Source organism: Candidatus Latescibacter sp. (genome assembly GCA_030692375.1).
Lineage (GTDB): Bacteria > Latescibacterota > Latescibacteria > Latescibacterales > Latescibacteraceae > JAUYCD01.
The window spans coordinates 1-12,038 of the sequence record JAUYCD010000067.1 but is presented as its reverse complement, the minus strand read 5'-3'; the positions used below and the strand labels follow the sequence as shown (position 1 = coordinate 12,038).

At 48.7% G+C, this 12,038-nt stretch carries 13 protein-coding genes; all 13 read right to left on the bottom strand.

The genetic code is table 11. The features are described 5' to 3' along the window. Nucleotides 1–621: 621 nt before the first annotated feature. Nucleotides 622–1,218 (bottom strand): hypothetical protein, encoded by a 597-nt coding sequence (locus tag Q8O92_04515; GenBank protein MDP2982577.1) that lies wholly within the window; start codon nucleotides 1,216–1,218, stop codon nucleotides 622–624. Nucleotides 1,219–1,393: 175 nt separating this feature from the next. After that, on the bottom strand, nucleotides 1,394–1,933 hold the full coding sequence (locus Q8O92_04510) for a FumA C-terminus/TtdB family hydratase beta subunit (GenBank protein MDP2982576.1): 540 nt from the start codon (nucleotides 1,931–1,933) through the stop codon (nucleotides 1,394–1,396). A gap of 413 nt (nucleotides 1,934–2,346) precedes the next feature. Beyond that, the gene (locus tag Q8O92_04505) at nucleotides 2,347–3,189 is read right to left on the bottom strand and encodes a fumarate hydratase (protein ID MDP2982575.1); all 843 of its coding nucleotides are present in this window, start codon (nucleotides 3,187–3,189) and stop codon (nucleotides 2,347–2,349) included. Between the two features lie 208 nt (nucleotides 3,190–3,397). Next, nucleotides 3,398–3,604 (bottom strand): cold shock domain-containing protein, encoded by a 207-nt coding sequence (locus tag Q8O92_04500; GenBank protein MDP2982574.1) that lies wholly within the window; start codon nucleotides 3,602–3,604, stop codon nucleotides 3,398–3,400. A 124-nt stretch (nucleotides 3,605–3,728) separates the two neighbouring features. After that, the gene (locus Q8O92_04495; protein MDP2982573.1) at nucleotides 3,729–3,932 is read right to left on the bottom strand and encodes a cold shock domain-containing protein; all 204 of its coding nucleotides are present in this window, start codon (nucleotides 3,930–3,932) and stop codon (nucleotides 3,729–3,731) included. Between the two features lie 205 nt (nucleotides 3,933–4,137). Then, nucleotides 4,138–5,982, bottom strand: a complete 1,845-nt coding sequence (locus Q8O92_04490; GenBank protein ID MDP2982572.1) for an ABC transporter ATP-binding protein — start codon at nucleotides 5,980–5,982, stop codon at nucleotides 4,138–4,140. After that, entirely contained in the window at nucleotides 5,979–6,803 is an 825-nt protein-coding gene (locus tag Q8O92_04485; protein ID MDP2982571.1) for an ABC transporter ATP-binding protein, read from the bottom strand. Before Q8O92_04485 ends, Q8O92_04490 begins: the two co-directional genes overlap by 4 nt. Before the next feature lie 25 nt (nucleotides 6,804–6,828). Further along, nucleotides 6,829–7,620, bottom strand: a complete 792-nt coding sequence (locus tag Q8O92_04480; GenBank protein ID MDP2982570.1) for an ABC transporter permease — start codon at nucleotides 7,618–7,620, stop codon at nucleotides 6,829–6,831. Nucleotides 7,621–7,634: 14 nt separating this feature from the next. Continuing rightward, a complete protein-coding gene (gene dnaB / locus Q8O92_04475; GenBank protein ID MDP2982569.1) occupies nucleotides 7,635–9,023 on the bottom strand; it encodes a replicative DNA helicase in 1,389 nt (462 codons plus the stop codon). Further along, nucleotides 9,023–9,748 carry a uracil-DNA glycosylase gene (locus tag Q8O92_04470; protein ID MDP2982568.1) on the bottom strand — a complete coding sequence of 242 codons (726 nt, stop codon included), beginning with the start codon at nucleotides 9,746–9,748 and terminating at the stop codon, nucleotides 9,023–9,025. Before Q8O92_04470 ends, dnaB begins: the two co-directional genes overlap by 1 nt. Nucleotides 9,749–9,768: 20 nt before the next feature. Beyond that, a complete protein-coding gene (locus Q8O92_04465) occupies nucleotides 9,769–9,999 on the bottom strand; it encodes a hypothetical protein (GenBank protein MDP2982567.1) in 231 nt (76 codons plus the stop codon). Beyond that, entirely contained in the window at nucleotides 9,968–10,663 is a 696-nt protein-coding gene (gene gmk, locus Q8O92_04460) for a guanylate kinase (protein ID MDP2982566.1), read from the bottom strand. Before gmk ends, Q8O92_04465 begins: the two co-directional genes overlap by 32 nt. Next, nucleotides 10,663–11,541 (bottom strand): YicC/YloC family endoribonuclease, encoded by an 879-nt coding sequence (locus Q8O92_04455; GenBank protein ID MDP2982565.1) that lies wholly within the window; start codon nucleotides 11,539–11,541, stop codon nucleotides 10,663–10,665. Before Q8O92_04455 ends, gmk begins: the two co-directional genes overlap by 1 nt. Nucleotides 11,542–12,038: the final 497 nt, after the last annotated feature.

Here is a 12,038-nt window from a genome sequence, read left to right as displayed (position 1 = left end):
AAAGCTCCTAAAAGAAGCGTTACCAAAAAGAATTTGTACTTCATATCCATCTCCTTTCAGAGAATTGGAAAAAATGTTGCATCTGTTAATCACTAAACAAACCATTCGTGCAAACATTACATCTACACGGATTTTTACCGCATCCAGACCCTCCTTTGTTTTTTCGTTGGGAACCTAACCTCTTTGCCTGTGTATTTTGGATCAACACTCGTGCGCCGGCCATTTCTCCGGCAGGCAAAATCCTCCTTTCCTCATTTTTTTTCTTTGTTTGTCCTTTTTCACGCGCGGTTTGTGCTGAATTTTGTGTACTTGTACTTCCAGATGATATGATAAAAAAACAGCAATTCCCATAGTAAGCCTACTATTTACAAGAGATTAGTGTAATTTCCCTGTAAGGCTTCATGAGTTACCTGACTCAACTGAAAGTTAATCAGCCATATATATAGAGAGAATATTATCATAATTAGAAACCGGTGTCAAGAGTTTTTTCACTAAAATTTTAGCAAATATCACGAAATACATTCCTTTACACTATATAAAAAAAAACCTGTACTATGTTACAATAAAAATAACGAGTATGCAAGAAAAAAATCGGTGATTCAGGTCACAAAAAGAAAAAAATTAATATTCTGCATGTGATTCGGGTTTTATTAATTGTTTTATTGTTGATTTAATGGGTTCATTACGGTTTTTCGGCGCTGGTCGATTATTATTGTCTAAAACAGCGGATTTCAGCGGCAGCGAACTGTGGCTGAAGGGGATTATGGTGAAAGCGAAGAGCATCACTGCGAAAAACTGCCGTCCGCCATTATTGAAAAAATGGCTGAGGAACAGAATGACTCTTCGTGAGAATGTATCGACCAATGGTATTCCCTGCAGTTTAACAATACATTGGAGGTCGATCGAGCTGATGATGGTAACCGGAATATCGATGCACACGAAGAGCACGATAATCGGCAAGGTTATTGAGAATGCCTTTATCCTCTTCGAGAGTGGAAGAGAAGGCCATGCAAAAAGGAGAGAGTAATAAATAATAAGGGTCACGAATTGGAAGCTTGAATGAATGGAAGAAACCAGAGAGTCCACCAGGATAATATCAATGCCTTTGATGTATCTCGTTATCTTTATTTTATAGATGATCGACTGGCCGGTGTTTTCTATCGAAACCAGCTCGTTTCCCGGGAAAGATCTCTCGATGATCTGAGTGTATGCAGGCATAAGCCACCTGGTGATAAGCGGATTGGAAACGTAAAACAATGTTGATAATGCGACATAGAAAATCATGAAACCTAATATGGCACGTAAAAACGCAAGGGTTTTTTTTTCGAAATGAAGTTTCATTATCTCATGCCGTTTCCAAAAAGGTATACACCCACACGACAAAAAACAGATTTCAGATTTCATATATGTTTTTCCCCTCCGTATCGATCGCGGTGATCAGGGGGAAATCGCGCACGGTAAAAATCCGCGCCGCCTCGGGGCCGAGCTCGGGAAAAGCGATTACTTTGGAAGAGGTGATGTGTCTGGCCAGAAGCGCTCCGACCCCTCCGGTCGCCGCCATGTACACCGCACGGTGAAGCACCAGGAGCGCAGCGACCTCGGGCGAGCGGTTGCCCTTGCCAATGGTCATGGCCAGCCCCTGCTTAAGGAGCGGCCCGGTGAAACGGTCCATGCGGCTCGATGTGGTAGGCCCGGCGGACCCGACCGGCATACCGTGACTGGCAGGCGTAGGGCCGCAATAGTAGAGGGCGGCGTCTTTCAGGCTGAACGGCAGCGTCTCTCCATGCTCTATCATCCCGCAGAGGATACGGTGCACCTCGTCACGGAAAACGAGCACTTCACCGCTAAGCGTCACCCGATCTCCGGCTTTCAACCGGCAGAGAACACCCCGGTCGAGTGGAGTGGCGACAGAGATGACATCGGTGTTCACCATGATGCTTTACCCCAGGTATGAGGGGTCTGATTTATATAACATGCGTAAAAGGCTTGTGAAAAAGGTGGTTTTTATAATCATTTAGATCCTGAAACGAGTTCAGGATGACGTCATGCCGAACTTGTTGCCGCTTAGCGGGAACGATGAAACCGTTTCGGCATCTATCAATTAAAGAAGGTTTTTCACAAGCTTTTTAAATATATATAAATATAGTATTGAAAACAAGCACTATTTCGTCAAACAAGCACTATTTTATCAAAATCTGTTGACAGCATTCCTTAATCCATACTATGAAGGGTTATACCGAACTTATTTCGGCGTCTGTTTTTACAACATACCGCCAGAATATTTCCGGATAACCGGAAAAACAGGGGAAATATTTTTACACCAGCTATACTTTGTTGCATAAGGCGCTACAGCTCGATTTCCCCGTGACGGGCGGAATGGCACTGGATATTGACCGCGAGCGGCAAACTTGCGATATGGCAGGGCGCTGTCTCGATGAAAACATCCAGCGCGGTGGTGCGGCCCCCGAAACCCATCGGCCCGATATCGAGCGCGTTGATTATTTCAAGCATCTCCTCTTCCAGGGAGGCATAGAAAGCTTCAGTGTTCCTTTCCCCTATCTTCCGCAGGAGGGCGCGTTTGGAAAGAATCGCCGAAACCTCGAAATCACCCCCCAGGCCTACTCCCACAATCACCGGCGGACAGGGTCTGCCGCCGCCGATACGTACCGTATCCGTCACGAACTCCACCACCCCTTTCCTGCCCTCGCCCGGCGAAAGCATGGCCAGACGGCTCATGTTTTCGGCGCCTCCGCCTTTCGGGCAGAATACCACCCTGAGAAGCTCCCCGGGAACCATGCGGCAATGTACAATCGCCGGAGTGTTGTCGCCCGTATTCACCCTGCGAAGAGGGTCCCGAACCATGGACATCCGAAGATCGCCTTCACGGTATCCTTTGCGGGTTCCTTCCTGAATGGCGGCGTCGAGCCCCGGCGCCTCAACCCTCACTCCTTCCCCGATGTCCACAAAAAACACTGACACTCCGGTATCCTGGCACAGGGGGAGAAGCTCCCGGGAGGCAATACAGGCATTTTCGATGATCTGATCGAGTATGGAAACAGCCAGAGGGGATGTTTCCCCGGCTCTCATGCGGGTAATGGCAGTGAGGACATCGGCAGGGAGAATCCTGACGGTTACCGGGATAAGTTCCGCGATTCTGTCAACGAGAGCATAAAAGGGTATGATTTTCATCGTTGCTATTCCCCCGGGGCAGGCTGAAGCAGCTTTATGCCACAGGACCCCCCTGACCATTGAGAAATCCTGTAACAGGAGACTTACAGGAGCCCTGTATAATTTACACAATTTAGCGTTATAAATCAATGGAGGTTTATTGCCGGGCGCACCAAAAAAAAGGCCCCTGTTACAGAGGCCTTTTTCAAACTCTGTATCTATAAGATGTTTATTTGCCTTTCTTCGTTACATTAATCGCCTGGGGACCCTTAGGACCGTCGGTGATCTCAAATTCGACCTCGTCATTTTCATTGAGGGTACGGAATCCGTCACCCTTGATTGCGGAATAATGAACAAAAACATCCTTTCCGTCTTCCATCGTTACAAAACCATACCCCTTTACTTCATTAAACCATTTGACTTTACCTACTGACATGCTCAACCTCTCCTCTTGAAAAATGACAAAAAACCGCAATCTGAAATTTATTCGTACGAAGAAAACGGAAATAATACCGCCTGAAAAAGTTTCAGTTTACTATCTATATGCTGTAGTGAATGAACTAAGCTTTTTTGGTTACATTTACTGCCTGGGGTCCTTTAGGACCTTCAGTAATTTCAAACTCTACAGAATCCCCTTCGTTGAGGGTACGGAATCCTTCACCCTTGATTGCGGAATAATGTACAAACACATCTTTGCCGTCTTCCGTTGTGACGAACCCATAACCTTTGACTTCATTGAACCACTTGACTTTACCGATGGACATACGCTGCCTCTCTTTTAAAGTGAAGAAAAAAAAACCGCATAATATAACAGATTCATGCGGATAAAACGGATTTGATACTCATGTAGTTCCATTCGCTTACAGTAGATAACAAATATAATTGTACTATAAATTTAAGACTTTTTAAGCTCTTGTCAAGCGTTTTTATTGTTATGTACAACTTTTTTTTTAACGTTAACACATTCATTCAATACTTTTTAATATTCTGCCACTGCAGATCATACATACGCCTGTAGATACTTTCGTTCTCGTATAATTCCGCATGTGTCCCGGCTCTGACAATTCTTCCCTTTTCCAGGAGAACAATACGGGAAGCATGCTGTATCGTAGACAAACGGTGCGCTATAACAAATGTTGTGCGGCCTTCCATAAGCTTGTCGATCGCTGTCTGGACTTCACGCTCCGATTTGGTATCGAGCGCCGAAGTAGCCTCATCGAAGAGAAGTATAGGGGGATTTTTCAGGATGGCGCGCGCGATGGCGATACGCTGCCGCTGGCCCCCGGAAAGCTTGGTTCCACGGTCTCCGATGACTGTTTCGTACCCTTTTTCAAACTCCATGATATAATCATGCGCATTGGCGGTCCTGGCCGCAGCCATGATGGCATCCAACGAGATGTCCGGGCGTCCGTACCCAATATTCGCCTTGATCGTATCGTGGAAAAGGATGGTTTCCTGGGTCACAATACCAAAAAGATGCCGGAGATCATCGAGCTTGTATTCACGGAGATCGTGGCTGTCTATCTCTACCGCACCCTCCGGAGGATCGAAAAATCGCGGGAGCAGATCCAGAAGGGTAGACTTACCGCTTCCCGATGCCCCTACAATGGCTATTGTTTCTCCGACGTTCACGGTGAGATTGATATCTTTTAGTACCGGAACTCCCGGATCATATTCAAACCAAACATTCTTGAACCGGATGCTTTGACTGAAGGAATCGATCGAAAGGGGATTCTGCGGGTCGACAATATCGCTCTTCTGGTCCATGACATCGAACACCCTCTGGGCGGCTGCGATACCCACCTGCAGTTTGACATTTACTTCGGAAAGCCGCTTTATCGCCTGCATCAGCATGAACATGAACGCAATGAATACGATAAATTTATCGGCATCAAGCTCTCCCTTGTGGTCGAGCACCATCGTCCCTCCGATCCAGAGCACAAGCACCACTGTCGCCACTCCGAGAAATTCTGTCACCGGTGAGGAAAGCCTTCTCACTCGGAACAACCGTATGAGCGACCGGAAGTATGAGTTATTCGCCAGGTTGAATTTCATTAATTCAAACTTTTCCATGGCAAAAGCTTTAACTACTCTGATATTAGAGATAGTCTCTTCCAGAACTGAGGTCAGGGCGGCGATACGGTCCTGTGTGGTGGTTGTGCGGCGTCGGAGTTTCTGCCCGATACGCATGATGATGTAAAGACTGGGAGGAGCCACCAAAAAGGTGAATAAGGTGAGCTTCCAGTTGATGACCACCATGACTCCGATGAGAACCGCAATGTTTATCGGCTCTTTGATGAGGTCAATTAAGGCGCTGTTCAGGTTATCGTTTATCGCGTTGCAATCATTGATGACACTGCTGATCATGTCGCCTGTTTTCCTCTTTTGGAAAAAACGCAGCGGGAGCCGGTGATAGGAGGCGTAGACATCCTCACGGATATCTCTGACCACACCCTGCTCCACATGGGCCATGATATATCCCTGAAAGTATGAGAAAAGGTTTTTAAGGAAAATTACGAAAATGATCAGATAACAGAGCCTGGTAAGTATTTCATGGGGATTCCCGTACCCCATGAAAGAATCGAAAGCGTGCTTTAGGCCTGCTTTCCATGCACCAAAAAAATCGAGGGGGGCTGTTGGTGAATACGCTGACTTTACTACCGTTTCAGGTTTGAATATGGTTTTCGTGAACGGACCGATCAAATAGATGCTGAATCCGTTCATAAGTGCATAGAGAATCGAAAAAAACACTGAAACAGTGAAAAGCATCTTATATCGGGAAATATAGCGAAAGATGCGGAAAAACTGTTTCATATCTCACCGTTCAGCGTTGTAACGGTCGACAGGAGACCGTTGTCCAGGTCTGCTTTCATCCCAAATGCCGGTTTGATCGGTCCCTCGGCACGGCCTTCTATAAACTGACGGACCACGGGATCATCTGTGATATCGAGCTCGGCAATGGTTCCGGTAAAGATAATTTCACCGTCATGCAGCATGGCCACACGGTCGGCCACCCTGCGGACGCTGGTCATGTCATGGGTGACCACCACAGAAGTTATGGCCAGCCGGTTTTTCAAATAAACGATCAGCTCGTTGATGCTGTCCGCGGTGATGGGATCAAGGCCGGTCGTGGGTTCATCGTAAAGAATAATCTCCGGCTCCATGGCGATGGCCCGGGCCAGCCCCACCCTTTTTTTCATCCCTCCCGAGAGATCGGAGGGCAGGTAATCCTCCACACCCTGCATTCCTACCATGCCGAGTTTATCTGCAACAATTCTCCGAATTTCCCCCTGTGAAAAAGACAGGTGCTCGGTAAGACCCAGACCGACATTTTCTTCCACGGTGAGGGAATCGAGAAGCGCCGATCCCTGGAAAAGAAACCCGAATTTCTTTCTGATCCGGAAAAGGCTTTCTTCTCCGGCATCGTTGATATCTTCCCCGTCTACCAGCACCATACCCCTATCGGGTTTTATCAATCCCACCATGAGTTTGAGAATGACGCTTTTCCCAACACCGGACTGCCCGATGATCGCCAGGGTTTCTCCCTGCCGGGCAGATAGGCTCACACCTCGGAGAACCTGGTTATTGCCGAAACTTTTATATACCTCCCTGAGTTCTATTCTCGGTTCCGCCATCATGAATTCCTTGACACAGAAATTGTTACAGCACCAGCGAAGCGACTATAAAATCGGTCAGGAGAATAAAAACCGCCGAGGTTACATACGCCCTGATGGCCGCCTGGCCTACTCCTTCGGCGCCTCCTCTGGCGGCAAATCCGTAGTAACAGCCAAAAAGACTCAGCCCGGCGCCGAAAACAAAGGCTTTGGAAAGGCACACGAAGATATCTTTGTAATGAAAAAAATGCTTCAGGCCGTAAATGAAAATTCCGCTCGGAACATCGAGAAATGCCAGGGAAATGATAACCCCGCTCAGGATACCAAAAAAACAACTGTAGATTGTCAGCATCGGGACCATAATCGCTCCCGCCGCGATCCGGGGAAGAACCAGATACCGGTAAGGGTCGATGGCCATGGTGGAGAGAGCATCGATCTGCTCGGTTACCCGCATGGCTCCCAGCGAAGCCGCTATGGAGGCGCCGATTCTTCCCGCCACCACAAGACCGGTCAGAACCGGCGCCAGTTCAAGGATAATCGACTTCGAAACAGCAGTCCCGATATACCGCGTGCTGACAATGCCCTGGAGCTGGTAATGGGCCTGCCAGGCCGTCGTCGCTCCGGCAAAAATGGAGATTATGAAGGTAATGGGAAGGGATCGAACCCCAATTTCCAGCATGGACTGGAAAATGAGATGCATGCTCTTGGGAATTGCGGGTATGGTGCGCAGCACCCTCCCGAAAAAGAGCATGATATCGCCGATTTCCATAACCGGTTTCAAAACAGCATTCGCTATTCTGTCCGAAATCAGTACATACCACCCGAAAAATCCGGCCACAATTGCCTCACCATTTAGAAGAACTCTTCAGAGGCCTCGTAATCAAACTCGGCGAACTTCATGTATTCTTTTATCCAGTGAAGGAGAATGGTGCCGATGGGACCGTTGCGCTGCTTACGGATTATGACCTCGGCCACATCGGAAGGATTCACATTCTGATCCCGGATCTTGTATTCGGGATTGATCCCGTATACAGAGGCGCGGTACATGAACATCACCACATCGGCGTCCTGCTCTATGGCGCCCGATTCGCGAAGATCGGAGAGAATCGGCTTATGATCGCCGCCGCGCTGTTCAACGATCCGCGAGAGCTGGCTCAGTGCTATGATGGGTATTTCCAGTTCCTTGGCCAGGGCTTTGAGACCCCGCGAAATAGAAGAGATTTCCTGCTGCCTCGATTCACGGCTGGAACCTTGCATAAGCTGAAGATAATCGACAATGAGGAGCCCGATATCACGCTCTGTTTTCAGCCTTTTGGCCTTGGCGGCAAGCTCGATGCTCGAAAGCGCTGGCGTATCGTCAATATAGATCGGGTAGCTTTGAATGCGGGCGCAGGCGTCGGACAGCCTGGTCCAGTCTTCGGTTTTCTGTTTGTGAACAGAAAGCGCTGAACCGTCGAACCTTCCCTCGTTATACAGTATCCGCATCACCAGTTGAACGGAGGACATTTCCAGGCTGAATACTCCGGCCGGGATCCCTTTGGAGGCGGCGTTCTTGGCCAGGTCCAGCGCAAACGCCGTTTTCCCCATCGAGGGCCTGCCCGCCACGATGATGAGATCGGAAGGCTGCCAGCCTCCCGTCATTTTGTTTAACTGTTCATACCCCGTATCAACTCCGGTGAGACCGTCCTTTGTCTCCAATTTACGGCCTATTTCACGATAGGCCTGGTAAACCGTGTCGTGAAGAGAAACATATCCCCTTGACAGGCGCATGTGGGAGAGATCTGATATGTTGGTTTCAAGGTTCGCCAGAATAGATGAAGGTTCGGCTGTATCATCGTAGCAAAGGTTTCGGATGGATGTGGCCAACGCGATCATTTTCCTCAAGAAAGCCTTGTCCCGCAGTATCAGGCAGTGATAGCGGATATTGGCGGCGCTGGAGGTCTCCTGGGCGATTGCCGCCAGTGTTGCTTCACCTCCCACCTGGTCCAGAACCCCCCGCTGACGGAGTCTCTCGGTTACTGTGAGCGGGTCGACCGGAAAATTCTGATCGTAGAGGTCGGTTATGACCCTGTAAATGGCGGCATGCGCCGGCTTGTAAAAACAGTCCTCCTCTTTCCCGATGACTTCTACGGCAATACCGATCGCTTCCTTTTCGAGAAGCATCGCGCCGAGAACAGCCCTTTCGATTTCCGGGGCCTGCGGTGGATTAGCGCCGGTAAGGGCGCTCCCCTTTTCCGCCATCACGATATCTCCATTCCATCATATTCACGGCGCAGAAATTTGAGGTCTTCCCAGGTCGGGCGCTTCCACTGGGGATTCCGCAAAAGAGCGGCGGGGTGATAGGTAACCACGAGTTTGACCCCATGGTAATCATGTACTTTCCCACGGAGAGAGCCAAGAGTAGATTTTGTTCTGAGCAAAGTTTGGCCAGCCACCAGCCCAAGCGCACAGATAATCCGGGGATGAATGATCTCGATCTGCCGAAGAAGAATCGGTTCGCATTTTTCGATTTCCGCCGGAGACGGAGTACGATTATTGGGCGGACGGCATTTCAGCACATTGGTAATATAGACATCCTCACGGCGGAGCTTGATGGATTCGATCATCCTGGTAAGAAGCTGTCCCGCACGTCCCACGAACGGCAGTCCCTGCAGGTCTTCATCGGCCCCCGGGGCCTCTCCGACGAACATGATGTGCGCATGGGGATTGCCCGACCCGAATACAAAATGTGTCCGGGAGCCGCCGAGAGGGCAGCGGAGGCACTTTCCCACTGCCTCCCGAAGATCCTCAAGGGAATTCCCTGCCCAAACAGCTTCCCCGCTCGTCTCGCGGTGAGGAGCGCCGTTCCTTGCCGTGCCGCTTTCACGGTTGAAAGAAAGCCGGGGTAGAAAAAACCACTCGGTTTCACCCATCTCCAGGCGCTGGGCAACAAATGCCGCCAGAATTTTTCCAGGATCAGATATCATGATTCCCCGCCGGAAGATTCTTAACGCTTTCCGTTCTCATCATTGTATTTGAATTGTACCTGTCCGCTTTGCAGCCTTTTCATAGCCACACGGATAGGATAGACCTCACAATCGTGGCCTAGATATTTCTGCACTTTATCATTAATATCGCGCGACATTTTGGAAACGGCAATGACAACTTCGTAGGGGTTTACGCCCAAATTATCAAAATCCAGTTTATCATAATTCACTGTGGTCTGTCCCTTTTCCATTAAGATACCTCCTCCATTCGGTCAATACCGGTGCAATCCTCATGCTGCGCAGGCTTTCTGCCTTAAGTATAGAATCCACCCGTGAAACAGCATCGTGCAGACTGTCATTCACTACAATATAATCATAATCACCCATTCTGCTCATCTCTCCGGGCGCCGCTTCAAACCGTATCGCCATACGTTCGGGTGATTCGGTGTCACGGCTCCTGAGACGCTCCCTGAGCACCTCCGGTGAAGGCGGGGCGATGAAAATCAATACAGCATCGGGGAAGCGCTTCTTGATATTGAACGCCCCAACCGTATCGGTATCAAAAATAATCCGGTCGCCCCGTTTCAATCCTTCTTCAGCCGTACTCTTCAAAGTGCCGTAGCGGCTGCAGTGGACGACCGCCCATTCGAGGAAAGCGTTCCGGGCAACGAGAGCATCGAATTTTTCCTCGCTGACGAAATGGTAATCAACTCCGTCCTTCTCCCCTGCACGGGATTTCCGGGTGGTCACCGAAACGGAATACTTCATCTCCGGATGCGCTTTCAAAACCGCGCGGAGCACCGTGGTCTTCCCTGCGCCGGAGGGCGCTGAAAAAACAACCAATAATCCCGCGGGGTTGCCTTTCCCGCATGTCTTTCCTTTTCCATTGCACCCGTTCAATGCATATTTCTCCATCACTCCATGTTTTCGCCCTGCTCGCGCATCTTTTCGAGATCTTCCTTGATGGACACCACAACTCCCGCGATCCCGGCATCCATAACTTTTGATCCCATGGTGTTCACCTCACGGTTCAGTTCCTGGAGAAGGAAGGAGAGTTTTTTACCGGAAGATTTCTTCTGGGCAAGCTCTTTAACGAATAAATCGTGATGGGATTTGAACCGTACGCATTCTTCGGTGATATCCACCCGGTCGGCGTAAAGGGCGACTTCCATGTTAAACCGTATCTCATCGAAGGTATCGCTGCCCACCAGGCTTTCGATACGTTTGCGGAACCGGGCTGTATTGGTCTCGATAATCCTGGGAATGCTCTTTTCAATCTCCAGGATGTGACTATGGACATTATCCAGCCGGTTACGGAAATCCCTGCCGATGGCAGCGCCCTCACTTTCACGCATGGCGCGATGGGATTCGAACGCCGCCAGAGCAGCTTTTTTTGCCAGCCCCCACAGCGACTCCGTACTAGTATCTTCCTCCTTCCAGGTCAGAATTTCCGGCAGAGAAAGAAGCGTCCGGGCATCCATTCTGTTCTCTATTCCGTGCAGACTGGCCAGTTCTTCCGCCAGTTTCACGTACCTTTCCGCAAGCTGGTAATCCACCCGGACGCTGGAAGCCCGCAGCCCGGTCACGTTCAAACTGACAGTCACATGCACCCGCCCGCGTTCGATATAGTCCTGCGCAATCTTTCTGATTTCGCCTTCATACTCAGAAAAAGATTTGGGCAGCTTCATTTTCAGGTCCAGGAATCGCCCGTTCACACTGTGAACTTCCACTTTTACACTGGTTCCGTTCTCAACCGCTTCTGCGCTGCCGAAACCGGTCATGCTCCGAATCAAAAAAACCTCCGCAGATGGTAAAAAGAGAAATAATTGTATATAGTAACATTTAGCATAGATAGGATAAATTACAATTTGTAAGTATAATAAATTGTTTCTATTATGTCAATGAAAACCGCTTCTCTCAGGCATCCTCCCTTATTGCTTTACACTCGTATAGCGCTTGCGCAACGACACAATCGAATAACTTTTTTATAAATAAATTCATTATATTATAGAAAGAAATATGTATTAGCCCGAATTATGCATGAAAACAGTATTTTAGTCTCTGTGAGTGTAAAATACAGCCCCCTAAATCCCCCGAATGGGGACTTAAAAGACTGCAAGACAAGGCATAATCGGTTATTTTTTAAAAGTTACGCTTTCGTATTTTCATCTTTACCACGAAAAGTCCCCCTTCGGGGGATTTAGGGGGCTGCATCCAAAAATTAATAATAAGTATTTGTTTAAAAAAGAGTTAAGAAAATGTCATAGCAAGTTTGTGAATAATTCGGGTT

Excerpts from the sequence above, each read along its gene's own strand:
- Q8O92_04465 (MDP2982567.1), bottom strand. The coding sequence starts at position 9,999 with ATGGAAAAGGGACAGACCACAGTGAATTATGATAAACTGGATTTTGAT.
- Q8O92_04470 (MDP2982568.1), bottom strand. The coding sequence starts at position 9,748 with ATGATATCTGATCCTGGAAAAATTCTGGCGGCATTTGTTGCCCAGCGC.
- Q8O92_04515 (MDP2982577.1), bottom strand. The coding sequence starts at position 1,218 with ATGCCTGCATACACTCAGATCATCGAGAGATCTTTCCCGGGAAACGAG.
- Q8O92_04500 (MDP2982574.1), bottom strand. The coding sequence starts at position 3,604 with ATGTCAGTAGGTAAAGTCAAATGGTTTAATGAAGTAAAGGGGTATGGT.
- Q8O92_04505 (MDP2982575.1), bottom strand. The coding sequence starts at position 3,189 with ATGAAAATCATACCCTTTTATGCTCTCGTTGACAGAATCGCGGAACTT.
- Q8O92_04485 (MDP2982571.1), bottom strand. The coding sequence starts at position 6,803 with ATGGCGGAACCGAGAATAGAACTCAGGGAGGTATATAAAAGTTTCGGC.
- Q8O92_04490 (MDP2982572.1), bottom strand. The coding sequence starts at position 5,982 with ATGAAACAGTTTTTCCGCATCTTTCGCTATATTTCCCGATATAAGATG.
- Q8O92_04510 (MDP2982576.1), bottom strand. The coding sequence starts at position 1,933 with ATGGTGAACACCGATGTCATCTCTGTCGCCACTCCACTCGACCGGGGT.
- gmk (MDP2982566.1), bottom strand. The coding sequence starts at position 10,663 with ATGGAGAAATATGCATTGAACGGGTGCAATGGAAAAGGAAAGACATGC.
- dnaB (MDP2982569.1), bottom strand. The coding sequence starts at position 9,023 with ATGGCGGAAAAGGGGAGCGCCCTTACCGGCGCTAATCCACCGCAGGCC.
- Q8O92_04495 (MDP2982573.1), bottom strand. The coding sequence starts at position 3,932 with ATGTCCATCGGTAAAGTCAAGTGGTTCAATGAAGTCAAAGGTTATGGG.